16 protein-coding genes are annotated in these 18,763 nt (G+C 68.2%); 9 read left to right on the top strand and 7 right to left on the bottom strand.

Annotated elements, in window-relative coordinates; all coding sequences use genetic code 11:
- Positions 1-9: 9 nt before the first annotated feature.
- The 3 genes from KF887_08115 (at position 10) to KF887_08105 (ending at position 3,966) form a co-directional block, all read left to right on the top strand.
- Positions 10-1,365, top strand: a complete 1,356-nt coding sequence (locus tag KF887_08115) for a glutamine synthetase (protein ID QYK43047.1) — start codon at positions 10-12, stop codon at positions 1,363-1,365.
- Positions 1,362-2,663, top strand: coding sequence for an FAD-binding oxidoreductase (locus KF887_08110; protein ID QYK43046.1), 1,302 nt, complete (start codon positions 1,362-1,364; stop codon positions 2,661-2,663). Before KF887_08115 ends, KF887_08110 begins: the two co-directional genes overlap by 4 nt.
- A gap of 103 nt (positions 2,664-2,766) precedes the next feature.
- Complete coding sequence (locus KF887_08105; GenBank protein QYK43045.1) at positions 2,767-3,966, top strand: aminotransferase class I/II-fold pyridoxal phosphate-dependent enzyme; 1,200 nt, start codon at positions 2,767-2,769, stop codon at positions 3,964-3,966.
- Between the two features lie 36 nt (positions 3,967-4,002).
- Here the strand turns inward: KF887_08105 and phaR are convergent, their stop codons facing one another.
- From phaR to phaC, 3 genes are all read right to left on the bottom strand, one after another.
- Positions 4,003-4,554: a polyhydroxyalkanoate synthesis repressor PhaR gene (gene phaR, locus KF887_08100; protein QYK43044.1), complete on the bottom strand. Its 552-nt coding sequence runs from the start codon at positions 4,552-4,554 to the stop codon at positions 4,003-4,005.
- A gap of 139 nt (positions 4,555-4,693) precedes the next feature.
- Positions 4,694-5,155, bottom strand: coding sequence for a Phasin (locus KF887_08095; protein QYK43043.1), 462 nt, complete (start codon positions 5,153-5,155; stop codon positions 4,694-4,696).
- 144 nt (positions 5,156-5,299) lie between these two features.
- Positions 5,300-7,090, bottom strand: a complete 1,791-nt coding sequence (phaC, locus tag KF887_08090) for a class I poly(R)-hydroxyalkanoic acid synthase (GenBank protein ID QYK43042.1) — start codon at positions 7,088-7,090, stop codon at positions 5,300-5,302.
- Positions 7,091-7,227: 137 nt separating this feature from the next.
- Here phaC and phaZ point away from each other — a divergent pair, with 137 nt between their 5' ends.
- Positions 7,228-8,511: a polyhydroxyalkanoate depolymerase gene (gene phaZ, locus KF887_08085; protein QYK43041.1), complete on the top strand. Its 1,284-nt coding sequence runs from the start codon at positions 7,228-7,230 to the stop codon at positions 8,509-8,511.
- A 54-nt stretch (positions 8,512-8,565) separates the two neighbouring features.
- Here phaZ and KF887_08080 read toward each other — a convergent pair whose 3' ends face one another.
- From KF887_08080 to KF887_08065, 4 genes are all read right to left on the bottom strand, one after another.
- Entirely contained in the window at positions 8,566-9,384 is an 819-nt protein-coding gene (locus tag KF887_08080) for a transglutaminase family protein (GenBank protein ID QYK43040.1), read from the bottom strand.
- A complete protein-coding gene (locus KF887_08075) occupies positions 9,384-10,334 on the bottom strand; it encodes an alpha-E domain-containing protein (GenBank protein ID QYK43039.1) in 951 nt (316 codons plus the stop codon). The genes KF887_08080 and KF887_08075 overlap by 1 nt, the downstream gene beginning before the upstream one ends.
- Before the next feature lie 4 nt (positions 10,335-10,338).
- Positions 10,339-11,742, bottom strand: coding sequence for a circularly permuted type 2 ATP-grasp protein (locus KF887_08070; GenBank protein ID QYK43488.1), 1,404 nt, complete (start codon positions 11,740-11,742; stop codon positions 10,339-10,341).
- A 138-nt stretch (positions 11,743-11,880) separates the two neighbouring features.
- The gene (locus tag KF887_08065; protein QYK43038.1) at positions 11,881-12,558 is read right to left on the bottom strand and encodes a hypothetical protein; all 678 of its coding nucleotides are present in this window, start codon (positions 12,556-12,558) and stop codon (positions 11,881-11,883) included.
- A gap of 107 nt (positions 12,559-12,665) precedes the next feature.
- Here KF887_08065 and KF887_08060 point away from each other — a divergent pair, with 107 nt between their 5' ends.
- From KF887_08060 to KF887_08040, 5 genes are all read left to right on the top strand, one after another.
- Positions 12,666-13,670 (top strand): ligase-associated DNA damage response exonuclease, encoded by a 1,005-nt coding sequence (locus KF887_08060; GenBank protein ID QYK43037.1) that lies wholly within the window; start codon positions 12,666-12,668, stop codon positions 13,668-13,670.
- Positions 13,671-13,737: 67 nt separating this feature from the next.
- Positions 13,738-15,339 carry an ATP-dependent DNA ligase gene (locus tag KF887_08055; GenBank protein ID QYK43036.1) on the top strand — a complete coding sequence of 534 codons (1,602 nt, stop codon included), beginning with the start codon at positions 13,738-13,740 and terminating at the stop codon, positions 15,337-15,339.
- A 75-nt stretch (positions 15,340-15,414) separates the two neighbouring features.
- Positions 15,415-17,238 carry a M3 family oligoendopeptidase gene (locus KF887_08050; protein ID QYK43035.1) on the top strand — a complete coding sequence of 608 codons (1,824 nt, stop codon included), beginning with the start codon at positions 15,415-15,417 and terminating at the stop codon, positions 17,236-17,238.
- Between the two features lie 195 nt (positions 17,239-17,433).
- Positions 17,434-18,249: a cyclase family protein gene (locus tag KF887_08045; protein QYK43034.1), complete on the top strand. Its 816-nt coding sequence runs from the start codon at positions 17,434-17,436 to the stop codon at positions 18,247-18,249.
- A 39-nt stretch (positions 18,250-18,288) separates the two neighbouring features.
- Entirely contained in the window at positions 18,289-18,696 is a 408-nt protein-coding gene (locus KF887_08040) for a carboxymuconolactone decarboxylase family protein (protein QYK43033.1), read from the top strand.
- The last annotated feature ends 67 nt before the right edge of the window (positions 18,697-18,763 follow it).

The following is an 18,763-nucleotide window of genomic DNA, read 5'->3' as shown; positions in this document are numbered from 1 at the left end:
AGACACATCATGTCCAAATGGACCGACCGACTGCCCGATGCCGCGCGCGACTTCATCGGCGGCCGCCGCGTGGACGAGGTGGAATGCATCATCGCCGACATCGCGGGCGTGGCCCGCGGCAAGGCCATGCCTGCCTCGAAATTCGCCAAGCAGGCCAACTATTTCCTGCCGAATTCGATCTTCCTGCAAACGATCACCGGCGAGTGGGCCGACAACCCCACCGGCGCCTTCACCGAACCCGACATGATCCTTGTGCCCGACTGGGAGACGGCGACCGCCGCGCCATGGACGGCGGATGTGACGCTGCAGATCATCCATGACGCCGAGGACCAGGACGGCCGCCCGGTGCCCACGGCGCCGCGCAACGTGCTGCGCCGGGTCTGCGAGCTTTACCGGCTTGAGGGATGGCAGCCGATCGTCGCGCCCGAGATGGAATTCTTCCTTGTCGCGCGGAACATCGACCCGAACATGCCGATCATCCCGCCGATGGGCCGGTCGGGCCGCCGGGCGGCGGGCAAGCAGGCCTATTCGATGTCGGCGGTCGACGAATACGGCAAGGTCATCGACGACATCTACGACTTCGCCGAGGCGCAGGGCTTCGAGATCGACGGCATCCTGCAGGAGGGCGGCGCGGGCCAGGTCGAGATCAACCTGGCGCATGGCGATCCGGTCAAGCTGGCCGACGAGATCTTCTTCTTCAAGCGGCTGATCCGCGAGGCGGCGCTGCGCCACGACTGTTTCGCCACCTTCATGGCCAAGCCGATCGAGGGCGAGCCGGGCAGCGCCATGCACATCCATCATTCGGTGGTCGACCTGAAGACCGGAAAGAACATCTTTTCGGAGAAGAAGGGCGCCGAGACCGAGGCCTTCGGCCATTTCATCGCCGGGATGCAGAACCACCTGCCCGCGGCCGTCGCCCTGCTGGCGCCCTATGTGAACAGCTACCGCCGCTACGTTCCCGACTTCGCCGCGCCGATCAACCTGGAATGGGGCCGCGACAACCGCACGACGGGGCTGCGCGTGCCGGTTTCGGGCCCCGAGGCGCGGCGGCTGGAGAACCGGCTGGCCGGGATGGACTGCAACCCCTACCTGGGCATCGCCGCAAGCCTTGCCTGCGGCTACCTGGGGCTGAAGGAGGGCAAGCCGCCCCGCCCCGAATGCAAGGCCGATGCCTACAACATGGAAACCGACCTGCCCTACAACATGGGCGACGCGCTGGACCTGCTGGAAGAGGACACGGCGCTGTGCGAGGTGCTGGGACCCGAGTTCTGCCAAGTCTATGACAGCGTGAAGCGCAACGAATACAAGGAGTTCCTGCAGGTCATCAGCCCGTGGGAACGCGAACACCTGCTATTGAACGTATGAACCTGCTGCACGCCAACGACCGGGCGGGCGAATACCCGCCCTCATGGTATGCCGCGACGGCGCAGGCGCTGCCGCCCTGCCCGCCCCTGCGCGGCGACAGCGTGGCCGATGTCTGCGTGATCGGCGCGGGCTATACGGGACTGTCGGCAGCGCTGCACCTGGCCGAACGCGGCCTGAGCGTGGTGGTGCTGGAGGCGCAGCGCGCGGGGTTTGGCGCCTCGGGGCGCAACGGCGGGCAGGTCGGATCGGGCCAGAGGCTCGACCAGGACGATCTGGAGCGGATGGCCGGGGCGGCGGACGCCCGGCGGCTGTGGGACATGGCCGAGGAGGCCAAGGCGCTGGTCCGCGATCTGGCCGACGGCATGCCGGGCACCGACTGGCGTCCGGGCGTCGCCCATGCCTGCCGGACCCCTGCCGAGGTGCGGGCCGACCATGCCCATGCCGAGCGGCTGGCGCGCGACTACGGCTATGACCGGATCGAGACGCTGGACCGCGCGGGCATCCGTGCGCTGATCGGATCGGACACGTTCGCCGGTGGCGGCATCGACTGGGGCGCGGCGCATCTGCATCCGCTGAACTTCGCGCTCGGGCTGGCCCGGGCGGCGATGGCGGCGGGGGCTGTGATCCACGAACGGTCCGAGGTGCATGCGATCGATCCCGGCGCGCGGCCGGTGGTGCGCACCGACGCGGGCCGGGTGACCTGCGACCACGTGATCCTGGCCGCCAACGGCTATCTTGCGGGCCTCGCGCCCGAGGTCGAGGCGCGGGTGATGCCGATCAACAACTTCATCGTGGCAACCGAACCGCTGGGCGACCGCGCGGCGCAGGTGCTGTCGAAACCCGTCGCCGTCGCGGATTCGCGCTTCGTGGTGAACTACTGGCGGCTGTCGCCCGACAACCGGTTGCTGTTCGGGGGCGGCGAAAGCTACGGCTGGCGCTTCCCGGCCGACATCGCGGCCACGGTCCGCAAGCCGATGCTGCAGATCTATCCCCAGCTGCGCGATACCCGCATCGACCATGCCTGGGGCGGCACGCTGGCCATCACGATGACGCGGCTGCCCTGCTTCCGCCGGGTGGCGCCGAACGTCCTGTCGGCCTCGGGCTATTCCGGGCACGGGGTGGCGCTGGCGACGATGGCGGGCAAGGTCCTGGCCGAGGCGGTGGCCGGTCAGGCGGGGCGGTTCGACCTGATGGCGGGCCTGCCGCAGCCCCGTTTCCCCGGGGGGGTGGCCTTTCGCTGGCCGATGCTGGTGCTGGCGATGACCTGGTATGCCATGCGTGACAGGCTGGGGCTATGACGCAGGCACAACGCCGCCACATCGTGCCACAGGCAACACCCTGCCACTGGCCAAACCCCGCGCTTGGCCCTAAGACAGGCCCGTGATGCGAGGAGATGCCCCCATGGCGCATGACGGATCGGCCCCCGCAGCGGCCCAGTCGGTCAACCTGACCGAGGCCGAACCCATCCCGGCCGAGGCCCGCGCCGAGATCGACCGCCTGCTCGCCTCGGGCGACCTGTTCCGCTACACCTCGCCCGCCGATGCCCCGGTGCCCCGGCTCGAGGCCGAATTCGCCGCCCTGATCGGATCGCGCTATGCGCTTGCCGTGTCATCCTGCTCGGCCGCGCTGTTTCTGGCGCTGAAGGCGCTCGACCTGCCGCGCGGCGCGACAGTGCTGATCCCGGCCTTCACCTTTGCCGCCGTCCCGTCCTCGGTGCTGCATGCCGACTGCACGCCGGTGCTGGTCGAGGTGGACGACAGCCTGCGCATCGACATGGCCGATTTCCGCGCAAAGCTGCCCGGCGCGGGCGCGGTGATGATCAGCCACATGCGCGGCCATACCTCGGACATGGACGCGATCATGACGGCGGCCGAAGCCGCCGGCGTGCCGGTGATCGAGGATGCGGCGCATTCGCTGGGCACCCGCTGGGGCGGGCGCCGGATCGGGACGATCGGCGCGATCGGCTGTTTCAGCTTCCAGTCCTACAAGCTCGTGAATGCGGGCGAGGGCGGGATGCTGGTGACCGACGACCCCGACATCGCCGCCCGCGCCGCGATCATGTCGGGCGCGTATGAGACGAACTGGAAATCGCATCCCGGGATGAAGGACATCGCCGGGAAATGGCAGAACCGCCTGCCGCTCTACAACATGCGGATGCAGAACCTGTCGGCCGCCGTGATCCGCCCGCAGTTGCCGCTGGTCGACGACCGGGCGCGGCGTGGCCTTGCGAACCATGACCGCGTGGCGGCGCACCTGGCGCGGGTCAACTGGTTCCGCGTTCCCCCGGCCCTGCCGCAGGAAGAACGCGCCCCCGATTCGCTGCAGTTCCTGCTGACCGGCGACTGGACCGACGATCAGGCGCTGGCCTTCCAGGCCGAGGCGAAATCGCTCGGGGCGCCGGTGCAGGTGTTCGGGCTGTCCGAGGGCAATGCGCGGGCGTTCTGGAACTGGGCATTCCTGGGCACCCCGCCCGACCTGCCCAAGACCCGCGCGATGCTGATGCGCGCCTGCGACCTGCGCCTGCCGGCGCGGCTGTCGCCCGACGAATGCGACCTGCTGGCCGATGCCCTGGTCACGGCGGCGCGCACCGTGCGCGCCTGACCGGGGCAGCGGTGGCGGACCGCCGTCACCCCCGCTTCAGAGCTTCGACAGCTTTGCCTGAAGTTCGGCAAGCTGCTTCTTGATCTGTGCAAGCTCGTCGCCCGGTTCCGCGCGTTCCTCGCGCGCGGCCGTCCCCGGGGGCCAGCCCGGCAGCCCCGCCATCATCGTCTTCATGAAGGCTTCCTGGCTTTTCCGCATCGCATCGAACCCGGGCATCGCGGCCATCGGGTTCGGCAGGGCGCCGAGGTTTTCCATCATCTTCGACTGGCCATCGCGCAGCATCTCGAAGCTCGCGGCCAGGAAGGTCGGCACGACCGACTGCATTCCCGTGGTGTAGGATCGCACGAGGTCGGTCAGCACGTTGATCGGCAGGACCGAGTCGCCCTTCGATTCATGTTCGGCGATGATCTGCAGCAGGTACTGCCGCGTCAGGTCGTCGCCGGACTTCAGGTCGATGATCTGCACCTCGCGCCCGGCGCGGATAAAGCCCGCGATATCCTCAAGCGTCACATAGTCGGAGGTTTCGGTGTTGTAGAGTCGGCGGCTCGCATACCGCTTGATCAGGAGCGGCTTGTCGGTATCGGCCATCGTTCCCCTCGCATGTTGCGCTGCGGCAATCCTAGGGCAGCCGCGCCGGATTGCAAAGGAAAAGGGCGGACCCCAAGGGGGGCCCGCCCAGCCACGCGTCAGTCCGACAGGGAGGAGGGTCGTACGCGCGGTGCAGCGATCACTTCGCGGCGGCAGCAGCGGCGGTCGTCACCTTCTTGGCGGCAGCGGTCGCGTCGGCGGTCGCCTTCTTGACGGCGGCGGTCGCGTCTTCCGACATGTCCTTGCCGGCGGCCAGCATCAGCTCGACGGTTTCCATCTGCACTTTCTTGGCCACTTCGGCATAGGCCGCCATGTGCTCGGCGGTCATCTCGGCAGCGGCCGAGGCGAAGTCGGTGAAGGCCTTGGTGTAGTCGGTCGGCTCGGTCTTGGCCTTCGACACGTCGCCCAGCTTGGCGATGGTGGCCTTGGTCCACTGGGCCGAGATCTCGGTCGACTTCTCGGCGGCTTCCAGAGCCACTTTCGACAGCTTCTCGCCCATCGCGGCCTGCGTCTTGAACGCGTTCTGCATCGCCGAGGCGTCCACCGGGAACGCCGCCATCATGTCCTGCATCACCTTGGTGAAATCGTTGGTCTTGGTCATCTTCATCTCCATTCGCCCGAGGCGGGATCGTGTGTTCCTGATGACCAAGATATAGATGCTGCACCGCAGCATTGCAAGTGAATTTTCTGCGTCGCAGCATGACGCGGCGGCAGGTCGCAGGCGTGCCCGGAATTCCGTTCCCGATCAGGCGGCTGGGCTGGACATCACATAGGTGCCCGGCGCCGGGGCCAGGACCTCGGCCCCCTCGCCGGGTATGCGGGCGGGCACCTGCTTGCCGGACCGCTTGGCAAGCCAGGCCCCCCAGCGGGGCCACCACGACCCGGCGTTGAAGGTCGCACCCGCCATCCATTCCTCGGGCGTCGTCATCGGGCCGTCATTGGTGTAATGGCCGTACTTCCCCTTGGACGGCGGGTTGACGATACCCGCGATATGGCCCGACTGGGACACGATGAAGGTCTTGTCCTTCGATCCCATCTGCCTGATTCCGTTGAAGCTTCCCTTCCAGGCCGCGATGTGGTCGGTCTCGCAGGCGATGGCGCAGAGCGGCACGGTCACATCCCGGATCGCCACCGGCTCGCCGAACACCGGAAAGCCGCCGCGCGCGAACTCGTCGCGCTGGCACAGGCCGCGCAGGTATTCCACCGCCATCCTGGCGGGCAGGTTGGTGCCGTCGCCGTTCCAGTACAGCAGGTCGAAGGCGGGCGGCGCCTCACCCAGCATGTAGCTCTTGATCGCGGGCTGCCAGATCAGGTCGTTCGACCGCAGGAAGCTGAAGGTCCGGCTCATGAAGGTCCGGTCAAGGATGCCGTCCTGTTCGACCTGCCGCTCGATCCCGTCCACGAAGTCGTCATCCAGGAACACGCCGACCTCGCCCTGATCGGAAAAATCCGTCAGGGTGGTGAAGAAGGTGGCCGACTTGACCGAAGTGTCCCCCGCCTTCTTCAGATGTGCCAGCGTCAGCGACAGCGTGGTTCCGGCGATGCAGTAGCCCACCGCGTTGATCTGTTTCTCGCCGGTGATCCGCCGCACCTCGGCCATGGCCCGCAGGTATCCGTCGCGGATGTAGTCATCCATCCCGACATCGCGATAGCGCGCGTCAGGGTTCACCCAGCTTACGACGAATAGCGTATAGCCCTGATCCACGATCCATCGGATCAATGAGTTCTGCGGCTTCAGGTCGAGGATGTAGAACTTGTTGATCCATGGCGGAAAGACCAGGAGCGGCACCTGATGCACCGTCTCGGTGGTGGGCGTGTACTGGATCAGCTCGAACATGCGGTTGCGATAGACCACCGCGCCGGGCGCCGTTCCGATGTTGCCGCCCAGGGTGAAGGCCTCGCGGTCCGCCAGCGTCACCAGCAGCTCGCCCTCGTTGGCCTCGATGTCGCGCACCAGGTTTTCCAGCCCCTGCACCAGGCTTTCGCCATCCGTCGCGACCGCGCGCTCCAGCGCGTCGGGGTTCGTGGCCAGGAAATTGGTGGGCGAGAACATGTCCACGATCTGCCGGGTGAAATAGTCCACCCGCTTCCGCTCGGCCGGGTCCAGCCGGTCAAGCCCCGCGACCGCGCCGGTGATCGCCTCGGCGTTCAGCAGGTACTGCTGCTTGAGGTAGTTGAAGAACGGATGCGTCTCCCACAGCGGATTGGCGAATCGGCGATCCCTGGGCGTCGGGTCGTCGGGCGCCTTCAACTCGCCCTTCAGCAGCATCTGCTGCGCCTCGACATAGTGTTTCAGCGTCTTGCCCCAGTAGCCGATCTGGTGTTCCAGCACTTTCGACGGGTTCTGCATCATTTCGGCCACATAGGCCGCCGCGGCCTTCAGATAGACGTCCTGGCTGGGCCCGTGCAGCGCGGGATCGGCCGACTTGCGCCGCGCAAGGGCCGCCGTCAGCCGTCCGGTCAGTTCCTCCACCCGCGCCAGATTGGCATTCAGCCGCGCCAGCCTCTCGCCCGCGCCGATGTCATCTGTTGTCATGCGAATGTTTCCCCCCTAATCTCGCCGCTGCGCAGCATCCGTTCTTTCCGACGGTCGCCCGCGCAACATACCGTCGCCTGTTCAGGGGGGAAAGCGACGAATACTGCCTGATTCCCGCCGGGGCATGGAGACGCCTGATGAAGTACATGTACACCTACGACATGATGGAAAGCGCCCGCAACACCAACGAGTGGCTGGGCGCCTCCGCGCGGGCCTGGGCCTCCTACCCGGCCTTCGCACTGTCGCTCAACCCGCTCCTGCCGCTGGTCGCGGCCTGGGGCGAGGTGACCGAACGGACGTTCGCGCGCATGGTCGCCAAGCCCGACTGGGGCATCCGCTCGATCGTCGGCCCGGACGGCCAGGACCACCTGGTCGACGTCGTGCCGGTGGTCGACATGCCGTTCGGCAATCTCGTCCACTTCCGCGTCCGCCGCCGCCAGCCGATGGCGCGCAAGGTGATGCTCGTGGCCCCGATGTCGGGCCATTATGCGACGCTCCTGCGGTCTACCGTGATGTCCCTACTGCCTGACTGCGACGTCTATGTGACCGACTGGCACAACGCCCGTGACATTCCCGTCAGCGCCGGGAAGTTCGATGTCGAGGACTACACGCTCTACCTCGTCGAATTCCTGCGCCACCTCGGGCCCGACACCCATGTGATCTCGATCTGCCAGCCGGTTCCGCTCACGCTCGCGGCCGTCGCCTATCTGGCGGGCGAGGACCCGGCGGCGCAGCCCCGCTCGATGACGCTGATCGGCGGCCCGGTCGACCCCGACGCCGCCGCCACCGAGGTCACCGATTTCGGGCGCCGCGTGACGATGGGCCAGCTCGAGCAGATCGCGATCCAGCGTGTCGGGTTCAAGTACAAGGGCGCGGGGCGGCTGGTCTATCCGGGCCTGCTGCAATTGCAGAGCTTCATGTCGATGAACGCCGAACGCCATTCCAAGGCCTTCTCGGACCAGATCATGCGCGTGGCCCAGGGCGATGCCAGCGACCACGACACCCACAACCGCTTCTATGACGAATATCTTGCCGTGATGGACATGACGGCGGAATTCTACCTGTCCACCGTCGAACGCATCTTCAAGAACCGCGAAATCGCGCGCAATGTCTTCACCGTGGCGGGCAAGCGCGTGGACATGGGCGCCATCACCCAGGTCGCGGTCAAGGTCGTCGAGGGCGCGGCCGACGACATCTCGGCCCCCGGCCAGTGCCTTGCCGCGCTTGACCTGCTGACCGGCCTGCCCGACTCGAAGAAGGCCAGCCACCTGGAACCGGGCGCCGGGCACTACGGCATCTTTGCGGGCAAGAGCTGGCGCCTCAACATCCGTCCGCTGGTGCTCAGCTTCATCGACGCGAACGCGGGCGGTCCGCAGCCGGCGCGCAGCACGAACGTGGTATCCATCACCGCCGCGCAATAGGTCCTGCCACCGCGGCGGCGGCGCCCCCGGGTGCCGCCGTCCGACGCCCCGGGGCTATTGCTGCGTCTGCACCTGGCCCTGCGCCACCCGCAGGCTGACCGCCATGCTTTCCTCTCCGGCGGCGCCCCGCGTGGTACCCCGGATCGGCGCGGCGTCCTGCGCGTCCCGTCCCGATCCCAGCCGCACATAGCGCGCATCCGGGCAGCAGCGGTTCGCCGGGTCGAACCCCACCCAGCCCAGCCCTTCCACCCAGACCTCGGCCCAGGCATGGGCCGCGTCGCCCTCGTCGGGCGCGTCCAGCATGTAGCCTGTGGCATAGCGCGCCGGAAACCCGCCCGCCCGCGCCGCCGCGATCAGCACCTGCGCATGGTCCTGGCATACGCCCTCGCCCAGGGCCAGCGCCTCGGACGCGGTGGTATGGGCCCGGGTCTTTCCCGGTGTCCAGACAACCGCCGCGGCCACCGCGTCGGCCATGGCATGCACCTGCGCCAGCGCCTCGCCCGCCCCGCGCGACTGGATCGCCAGCGCCCGGATCGCATCGTCGGGCCGCGTCGCGGCGGTTGGCGTCAGCCAGACCATCGGCGGCACCTTTTCCCGATGCCCGCGCAGCAGGCCCGCGTTGTCCACCGTCTCGACCAGCCCGCGCACCGTCACCGCGATCTCGCTGACCGGGCCCGAGACGGTCCAGCCCTGGATCCAGTCGCCGGCCCCGTCGCGGAACCCGCCGCCCTTCACGCCGTCGGTCACCGCCACATCCCAGGACAGCACGCGCTGCCCGTCGAACTCGGCCGGCGTCAGCCGGTGGCTCTGCACGACGCCGCGCACCGGGCGGTCATAGCGATAGGTCGTCACATGCTCGACCGCGATCAGCATCAGCGCACGTCCCCGCTCAGGTAACTCATGTGAACCGCCGCCCCCAGATCTGCCGTCTCGCGGATGAACCGGGTCAGGAACTCGTGCAGACCCTCCTCGAAAATGTCCTCGGTCCGCAGTTCGGCCAGCCCCGCCAGCATCCCGCGCGCCCGGTCCTGCGCCCGGGTCGACCGGCGGTATCCGCGCGCCAGCCGGTCAAGGTGGATGTTCGCGCCCTCGACGCAGGTCACCAGGCTGCGCGGCATCTGCGGGTTCAGGATCAGGAAATGCGCGATCTTGGCCGCCGTCACCTCGCCGCCATAGGCCCAGTGGAACGCGCGATGCGCGCTCATCGCGCGCAGAAGCGTCGTCCACTGATAGTTGTCCAGCCCCGATCCCACGAACTCCAGGCTCGGCAGCAGCACATAGTACTTCACGTCCAGCAGCCGCGCGGTGTTGTCCGCCCGCTCGATGTAGAATCCGAGGTTCAGGAAATCATAGCCGTCGTTGCGCAGATGCGTGGCCTCCATCGCGCCCCGCAGCAGCGCCGTCTGCCGCATCGTCCATTCCGTCATCCGGCTCAGCGCCAGCTCGCTGCGCGGCGTGCGGTCGAACACCCGCAGGTCCTGAAAGGCCGAATTCAGCGCGTCCCACATCTGCGTGGTCAGCGCGGTGCGCACGATCCGCCCGTTCTCGCGCGCGGCCGTCAGGCAACTGGCCACCGAGGACGGGTTGTCGCGGTCGAAGAACAGCCAGCTTTCCAGGTTGCGCTGCACCGGTTCGCCGTATTTCTTCTCGAAGGCGATCGAGGTGCCGCTGGCGCGCAGCAGGCTGTCCCATTCGCTGCGGAACCCGTGGGACGACGGCAGCAGCGCTATGCGCGCGCCCACCTCCAGCAGCCGGGCAGCGGTTTCGGCCCGCTCCACATAGCGGGCCATCCAGTACAGGTTGTCGGCGGTCCGGCTCAGCATCGCATCACTCCGCCAGCACCCAGGTATCCTTGACGCCCCCGCCCTGCGACGAGTTCACCACCAGCGACCCTTCGGTCAGCGCCACCCGCGTCAGGCCGCCGGGCACCAGTTCGATCCGCTCGCCCACCAGGCAATAGGGCCGCAGGTCCACATGGCGCGGCGCGATCCCCTCGGCCACGAAGGTGGGCGTGGTCGACAGCGCCAGCGTCGGCTGGGCGATGTAGTTGCCCGGATCGGCCACGATCCGCGCCCGGAACGCCTCGATCTGCTCGGCGGTCGACTTCGGACCCACCAGCATGCCATAGCCGCCCGATCCGTGAACCTCCTTGACGACCAGTTCGCCCAGCCGCTCCAGCACGTATTTCAGATCGTCCGCCTTGCCGCATTGCCAGGTCGGCACGTTCCGCAGGATCGGCTCCTCGCCCAGGTAGAACCGGATCATCTCGGGCACGAAGGTATAGACCGCCTTGTCATCGGCCACCCCCGCCCCCGGCGCCGAACAGATCGCGACGCCCCCCGACCGGTAGACGTCCATCAGCCCCGGCACCCCAAGCATGCTGTCGGGCCGGAAGCACAGCGGGTCGATGAAGGCGTCGTCGATCCGGCGATAGATCACGTCCACCTTGCGCGGCCCCTCGGTGGTGCGCATCCAGACAAAGGCACCCTCCACGAACAGGTCCTGCCCCTCGACCAGTTCCACGCCCATCAGGTCGGCCAGGAACGAATGCTCGTAATAGGCGCTGTTGAAATGCCCCGGCGTCAGGATCACCACGCAGGGCTCTCCATCGCATTTCTGCGGGGCCACCGATGCCAGCGTGCGGCGCAGCAGTTCGGGATAGCTGTCGACCGGCTGGATGCGGTTTTCCCGGAACAGGTCGGGAAACATCCGCATCATGATCTCGCGGTTCTCCAGCATGTAGGACACGCCCGACGGCGTGCGGCAATTGTCTTCCAGCACGAAGAACTCGTCCGCCCCGGTGCGCACCAGGTCGATGCCGACGATATGGCTGTAGACGCCCTTGGGCGGCACGATGCCCGCCACCGCCTTTTCGTAGGCATTGTTGCGATAGACCAGCGCGGCCGGTATCCGCCCGGCCTTCACGATCTCGCCGCGGCCGTAGACATCGACCAGAAAGGCGTTCAGCGCCCGCGCCCGCTGCTTGATGCCGCGCTCCAGCCGCGTCCATTCGGCGGCGGTGAACACGCGCGGGAACATGTCGAACGGGATCAGCCGGTCAGGGTCGCCCCCCTCGCCATAGACGGCAAAGGTGATGCCGATGCGGCGGAACAGCTGCTCTGCCTCGGCCTGCTTCATCTGGCGCAGTTCGGCCGGCATGTCGCGGGTCCAGGCTTCCAGCCGGGCATAGGGCTCGCGCACCCGCGCCCCCCCGGCGCCCTCGGCGAACATCTCGTTGAAATAGCTCGTCACCGCGCACCGCCCCGCCACCTGATTTCCGTCATGTTAATCAGCCCCCGTCCCGCGCGAAAAGGGGGGCGCCGCGAATTCCGCCGATACCCGCCGGATCCGCCCAAAAAACCGGCGCCCTCATCCATACACCCGGACCTGCATCACGAAGAAGATGTTGTTCTGCTCGGCCCGCGTCAGCGACCGCTGCCGCGCGGCCTGGCCCAGCGGCACCAGCGGGTCGGCCACGGTGATGTCCTCGATCCCGCGCAGCGCCCCCGTCCGGTCGGTCAGATAGGTCATCGCGGTCATCACCGTGGCATGTCCCAGGGCCCCGTTGATCAGCGGATAGCCGTTCGCAAGGTCGCGGGCCGAGGCCTGCACCACGTTCGGGTTGCCGAGGCCCCGGCTCAGATCCAGCAGGGTCTGCGCCTCGGCCCGGAACCATCGCCCGTCATCCGCCTGCCAGTCGCGGTTCACCACCCGCTCGATCTGCCCGCCGTTGGCCGCAAGGCACAGGTCGGCCCGCCCGAACAGCACGCCGACGATGCGGCTCTGGTCGCGGATCACGAAACCGGCGGTGGCGAAAAGGCTCTGGATGCAGGCCGCCCAGCACCAGTGCGGGCAAAGCTGCCCCGCCCCCCGCACATTCAGCGCGGGCAGGCCGGCCACGCAGCGCTGCACCCCCTCGGGCCCCGGCGCGGTGAACCCCGAACAGGTCAGCCCCGCCCGCGCGGCCCGCGGCATGGCAAGCGCCGCCGCCGCGCCGGCCACAAGCCCGCGCCGCGTGATCCCGCCGCCTGTCAAAATCCGGACCATGGCGCCAAGGTGGCGGCGAATCGCGCCGGGGGCAAGCCACCGCCCACCCGCCGCTGTTGCGCCACAGCGGGATGTTGCACCGGGCGCGGGGGCGCTATCTATCGGGCATGGCCCGTGATCCCGTCCTCACCTTCACCGACCGCGGCATCTTCTGCCCCGCCGGGGGGTTTCACATCGACCCCTGGCGCCCGGTGGATCGCGCGCTTGTCACCCACGGCCATTCCGACCACGCCCGCCCCGGCCACGGACGCTATCTGGCGACGGGCGCGGCGCTGCCGGTGATCCGTCACCGCCTCGGCGACATCGCCGCCGAGGCGATCGGATGGGCCGAACCCCGGCGCATCGGCGATGTCACCGTCAGCTTCCATCCGGCAGGCCATGTGCCCGGCTCCGCGCAGATCCGCGTCGAGCACCGGGGCGAGGTCTGGGTGGTCTCGGGCGACTACAAGACCGAGGCCGACGGTCTGTCGGAACCCTTCGAGCCGCTGCGCTGCGATGCCTTCATCAGCGAATGCACCTTCGGGCTGCCGATCTTCCGATGGGCCCCGCAGGCGCAGGTGATGCAAGACATCGCGGACTGGTGGGCGGCCAACGCCGCCGAGGGGCGGATCAGCCTGGTCGGCGCCTATGGCCTTGGCAAGGCGCAGCGCATCATGGCGGCCCTGCCGGCGCTCGGGCCGATCCATACCCATGGCGCGGTCGAGGGGCCGACGGCGATCCTGCGCGCCCAGGGCTATGCGCTGCCGCCCACCCTGCCCGCCCGCGCCGGAGCGGTGCCGCCCGGTGCGCTCGTCCTGGCGCCGCCCTCGGCGCTGAACACGCCCTGGGCCGACCGGCTGGGCGCCCCCGTCGCGCAGGCCTTCGCAAGCGGGTGGATGGCACTGCGCGGCATCCGGCGCAGGCGGGGCCTGGCCACCGGCTTCGTCATCTCGGACCACGCGGACTGGCCTGGCCTGAATGCCGCCATCGCCGCCACGGGGGCCGAGCGCGTGTTCGTGACGCATGGCTACACCACGCCGTTCCGCCGCTGGCTGGCCGGACAGGGCCGCGACGCGCGGGTGGTCGAGACCGGCTGGTCCGGCGACGGGGAAGAGCCCGAGGGCCTCGAATGACGCGCGTCGCGGCCGCCCTCCTGTCCCGACGCATGCCAGACGCATGCCAGACGCGTGCCAGACCGTTATGAAACGGTTTACCAAGCTCTTTGCCGCCCTCGACGGCACCACCCGCACCGGCACCCGGACCGAGGCGCTGGCCGCCTATTTCCGCACCGCCCCCGAATCCGACCGCCTGTGGTGTGCGGCGCTCCTGTCGGGGCGGCGGCCAAAGCGGGCGGTCAATGCCACCGAACTGCGCCTCTGGGCGGCGCAGGCCGCGGCCATTCCCGACTGGCTGATGGAGGAAAGCTATGCCGTCGCGGGCGACCTGGCCGAGACCATCACGCTGCTGCTTCCGCCGCCGTCCCGGTCTGAGGATCATTCTCTAACCCACTGGATTCAATTCCTGATCGGGCTGACCGGCCAGCCGGTCGAGACGCGCCGCGCGGCCATCCTCGGGGCCTGGGACGGGCTTGGCGGCGCCGAGCGGTTCCTCTTCATCAAGCTTCTGACCGGCGGTTTCCGCATGGGTGTCAGCCGGGGGCTGATGACGCGGGCGCTGGCCATGGCCACCGGCCGGGCCGAGGCCGACATCGCCCATCGCCTGATGGGTGACTGGCACCCCGACCACATCACCTGGGCGCAACTGCTCGATGCGACCGCAACATCTGGGGGTACGCGACCCTACCCCTTTGCCCTCGCCTCGCCCCTGGAGGATCCGCCCGACAGCCTCGGGCCGCCCGCCGACTGGTCCGCCGAATGGAAGTGGGACGGCATCCGGGGCCAGATCGTCGCGCGTGCCGATGCCTTCGCCGTCTGGTCCCGGGGCGAAGAGCTGATGACCGATCGGTTTCCGGAATTCGCGCTTCTTTCCAGCATGTTGCCCCATGGAACCGTGATCGACGGCGAGATCCTGGCCTGGAACCGGGCAGCCGCCCGGCCGCAGCCCTTCGCCGCGCTGCAACGCCGGATCGGCCGAAAAACCCTTTCCCGCCAGTTGCTTGCCGAAACTCCCGTGCATTTCCTGGCTTATGACCTGCTGGAGGATGCCGGCGCGGACCTGCGCGCCACCCCCTTCCATGCCCGCCGGTCCCGCCTGACCGCGCTGCTGGCCGCCCTGCCGGCCGCCGCGCCGGTCTCGATATCGCCCGACATCCCCTTTGAATCATGGGATGATCTGGCATCCCTCCGGCGCGGGTCGCGCGACCGGCAGGCCGAGGGGCTGATGCTGAAACGCGCCCTGTCGCCCTATTTCACCGGCCGCCGCCGTGGCGATTGGTGGAAGTGGAAGATCGACCCCTACACCGTTGACGCGGTTATGCTTTATGCCCAGGCAGGCCATGGCCGCCGTGCCACGCTCTACACCGATTTCACCTTCGGCCTGCGCGACGGCGACACCTTCGTGCCGTTCACCAAGGCCTATTCCGGCCTGACCGACGCCGAGTTCGCCGAGATCACGGCCTGGGTTCGCGCCAACACCCTCGAACGCTTCGGCCCTGTGCGGCGGGTGACACCACATCTTGTGTTCGAACTGGCCTTCGAGGGCATCCAGGACAGCCCCCGCCACAAGTCCGGCATCGCCCTGCGCTTTCCCCGGATGCTCCGCTGGCGCCGCGACAAGCCGGTCGCCGAGATCGACACGCTCGACAGCCTGCGCGGCCTGCTGCGCGCCCACCGCGAAAATTGACCCCGCCCGCGGGGCGCAAGGGTTGCGGTTCCGCCGCCACCCCCCCTAGATGGAACCAAACGCAAGAGGTGCCCCATGTCCCCGATCCAGCCCCTGTTCGATGCAGACGCCAGCGGCGGCGGCGCCTTCGGCGACCTGCCGGAATGGGACCTGCGCGATCTCTATCCCGCGCCCGACGCCCCGGAATTCGCCGCCGACATGACCCGGCTTGTTGCGGATTGTGACGCCTTTGCAAAATCTTACGAGGGGAATCTCGCATCGCTTGACGCGGCCGGGCTGCGTGCCTGCGTCGAGTCCTACGAGGCGATCGACATCCTTGCAGGGCGCATCATGTCCTATGCGGGGCTGCGCTATTACCAGAACACCATGGACAGCGAACGCGCCAAGTTCATCGCCGACGCGCAGGACAAGGTGACCGAGGCGACCACCGCGCTCGTGTTCTTCAGCCTGGAGTTCAACCGGCTGGAAGATGACCATCTGGCCGCGCTTCTGGCCGCCGACGCGGGCCTTGCCCGCTACAAGCCGGTGTTCGACCGCATGCGCGCGATGCGCCCGCACCAGCTGTCGGACGAGTTGGAACGCTTCCTGCACGACCAGTCGACGGTCGGCGCCGCGGCCTGGAACCGGCTGTTCGACGAGACGATGGCGGGTCTGACCTTTGCCGTCGCGGGCGAGGAGGAACGGCTGAACCTCGAGTCCACGCTGAACCTGCTGACCGACACCGACCGCACCCGGCGCGAGGCCGCAGCGCGCGCATTGGCAACCGAATTCGACAGGAACATCAAGCTGTTCGCGCGTGTCCACAACACGCTGGCCAAGGAAAAGGACATTCACGACCGCTGGCGCAAGATGCCCTCGCCGCAGCACGGGCGCCATCTGTCGAACCATGTGGAACCCGAGGTCGTGCAGGCCCTGCGCGATGCCGTGGTGGCCGCCTATCCGCGCCTGTCGCACCGCTACTACCGGCTGAAGGCCCGCTGGATGGGTCTTGACCGCCTTCAGGTCTGGGACCGCAACGCGCCCCTTCCGCTCGAAGCGCCCCGGTTGGTCGACTGGGGCACCGCCCGCGCCATGGTCAGCAGCGCCTATGCGGCGTTCAGCCCGCGCCTCGCGGAACTGGCCGAGCCGTTCTTTACCCGCGGCTGGATCGACGCCGGCGTGAAGCCCGGCAAGGCGCCGGGGGCCTTCGCCCATCCGACGGTCACCACCGTCCATCCCTACGTGATGCTGAACTACCTGGGCAAACCGCGCGACGTGATGACGCTGGCGCATGAACTGGGCCACGGGGTGCATCAGCGGCTTGCCGCCGCGCAAGGTGAGCTTCTGGCTGCAACCCCTTTGACTCTCGCGGAAACCGCCAGCGTGTTCGGCGAGATGCTGACCTTCCGCCGCCTCCTGTCCGAGGCCGCGACCCCGGCCGAACGCAAGATCCTGCTGGCGGGCAAGGTCGAGGACATGATCAACACGGTGGTGCGGCAGATCGCCTTCTACGACTTCGAATGCAAGTTGCATGCCGCACGGAAGGCCGGGGAACTGACACCTGACGACATCAACGCGCTGTGGATGAGCGTGCAGGCCGAGAGCCTCGGGGATGCGTTCGACTTCATGGACGGGTACGAGACCTTCTGGGCCTATATCCCGCATTTCGTCCACTCGCCCTTCTACGTCTATGCCTATGCCTTCGGCGATGGCCTGGTGAACGCACTCTACGCGGCCTATGAATCGGGGCTTCCCGACTTCGAGGCGAAGTATTTCGCGATGCTCGAGGCCGGCGGGTCGAAGCATCACCGGGAATTGCTGGCGCCCTTCGGGCTTGACCTGTCGGACCCGGCGTTCTGGGACCGGGGGCTTTCGATGATCGCGGGCTTCATCGACGAACTGGAGGCGATGGAAGGCTGAGCGTCGCGGATGCCCGGTGCGCGCAGTGCAAGACCGCGCCATCGGCGCGCCCGGGCCGGTCGGCCGCCGAGGATCGCGCGGTCCGGGATTCGCCTGACGGTTGACAGGCTTCAAAACTGGCGCACTCTGTGTCCGACGCCGCGCGCAAATCACTGCCGCATCAGTGCGTTACAACATAACAGGGAGTGTCCGGCGATGTGCCATGCCTGTGTGACCGAAAGCGTGAAGGAACGGATGCTGTCGCGGCGCGGGTTTCTGCGCGCCGGGGCGGCGGGAATGGCGGGGGCGGCGGCGGCATCGGTGATACCGATGCCGGCCATGGCGCAGGCGGCGCGCAGCGTCACCGACATGACCCACACGCTGACGACCGATTTCCCGACCTTCTTCGGCGACCAGCAGTTCTTCGAGACGCAGGTGTTCAACTATGCCGAGCACATGTTCAACCTCAAGGAAATCCGGGTGAACGAGCATACCGGCACCCACATGGACGCGCCGCTGCATTTCTCGGCGGACGGCCTGTCGGTGGATGCGATTCCGCCGGAACGGCTGGTCTGCCCGCTCTGCGTGGTCGATATCCGGGCGAAGGCGGCCGAGAACGCCGACGCGCAGGTGACGCCCGACGACCTTTCGGCCTGGATCGCGGCGCACGGGCCGGTGCCGGCGGGGGCCTGCGTGGCGATGCTGTCGGGTTGGGGGCCGCTGTTGCGCGACGCGCGGTTCCGGGGGCTCGACGCCGAGGGCAAGATGCACTTCCCCGGGTTTCACATCGAGGCGGCGCAGATGCTGATCGAGGCGGACGCGGCGGGGATTGCGGTGGACACGCTGTCGCTGGATCACGGGCCGAGCCCGGACTTCGCCACGCACTATGCCTGGCTGCCCTCGGGCCGCTGGGGGATCGAGTGCCTGGCGAACCTCGAGACCGTGCCCGCGACGGGGGGCACGCTGGTGGTGGGGGCGCCGAAACATGCCGGGGGCACCGGCGGCCCGGCGCGGATCTTCACGCTGGCCTGAGCGGCGCAGCAGTCCCCGCAGGCTGAAAGGAGTCGCATCTTGGCAACCGTGACCCCGCCCGCCGATCCCGAGGCCGACCCCCGGGTGAAGGCGGTGTTCGATGATATCCGCGCCACGCGGGGATCGGACTTCGTCAACAATGTCTGGCGATACCTCGCCTTCGACCCGGCGCTGCTGGCCGAGACCTGGGCGGGCGTGAAGGGGGTGATGGCCACGCCCTCGGCGCTCGACCCGAAGGTGAAGGAGATGATCTATGCCGCCGTCAGCATCGTGAATGCCTGCGACTACTGCACGCATTCGCATCTGGCGGCGGCCCGCGCCAGGGGCATGACGGCGGAGGAGCAGGCCGATCTGTTCCGGGTGGTCGCGCAGGCCGCGCGGACCAATGCGCTGCTGAACGCGATCCGGCCGCCGGTGGATGCGGCCTTCCGCATGGAGGACACCTGAAAGGCAGGGGCGTCCCACGATGGGACGCCCTTTCCATATCAATGATTTCAATGAGTTGACACTGCGC

This window comes from Paracoccaceae bacterium (genome assembly GCA_019454225.1).
Classification (GTDB): Bacteria; Pseudomonadota; Alphaproteobacteria; order Rhodobacterales; family Rhodobacteraceae.
Note: the sequence above shows the minus strand (reverse complement) of the source record. Positions and strands in the feature narration are given on the sequence as shown.

Coding starts and splice junctions, on each gene's coding strand:
- KF887_08115 (QYK43047.1), top strand. CDS start 10: ATGTCCAAATGGACCGACCGACTGCCCGATGCCGCGCGCGACTTCATC.
- KF887_08110 (QYK43046.1), top strand. CDS start 1,362: ATGAACCTGCTGCACGCCAACGACCGGGCGGGCGAATACCCGCCCTCA.
- KF887_08105 (QYK43045.1), top strand. CDS start 2,767: ATGGCGCATGACGGATCGGCCCCCGCAGCGGCCCAGTCGGTCAACCTG.
- phaR (QYK43044.1), bottom strand. CDS start 4,554: ATGGCCGATACCGACAAGCCGCTCCTGATCAAGCGGTATGCGAGCCGC.
- KF887_08095 (QYK43043.1), bottom strand. CDS start 5,155: ATGACCAAGACCAACGATTTCACCAAGGTGATGCAGGACATGATGGCG.
- phaC (QYK43042.1), bottom strand. CDS start 7,090: ATGACAACAGATGACATCGGCGCGGGCGAGAGGCTGGCGCGGCTGAAT.
- phaZ (QYK43041.1), top strand. CDS start 7,228: ATGAAGTACATGTACACCTACGACATGATGGAAAGCGCCCGCAACACC.
- KF887_08080 (QYK43040.1), bottom strand. CDS start 9,384: ATGCTGATCGCGGTCGAGCATGTGACGACCTATCGCTATGACCGCCCG.
- KF887_08075 (QYK43039.1), bottom strand. CDS start 10,334: ATGCTGAGCCGGACCGCCGACAACCTGTACTGGATGGCCCGCTATGTG.
- KF887_08070 (QYK43488.1), bottom strand. CDS start 11,742: ATGTTCGCCGAGGGCGCCGGGGGGGCGCGGGTGCGCGAGCCCTATGCC.
- KF887_08065 (QYK43038.1), bottom strand. CDS start 12,558: ATGGTCCGGATTTTGACAGGCGGCGGGATCACGCGGCGCGGGCTTGTG.
- KF887_08060 (QYK43037.1), top strand. CDS start 12,666: ATGGCCCGTGATCCCGTCCTCACCTTCACCGACCGCGGCATCTTCTGC.
- KF887_08055 (QYK43036.1), top strand. CDS start 13,738: ATGAAACGGTTTACCAAGCTCTTTGCCGCCCTCGACGGCACCACCCGC.
- KF887_08050 (QYK43035.1), top strand. CDS start 15,415: ATGTCCCCGATCCAGCCCCTGTTCGATGCAGACGCCAGCGGCGGCGGC.
- KF887_08045 (QYK43034.1), top strand. CDS start 17,434: ATGTGCCATGCCTGTGTGACCGAAAGCGTGAAGGAACGGATGCTGTCG.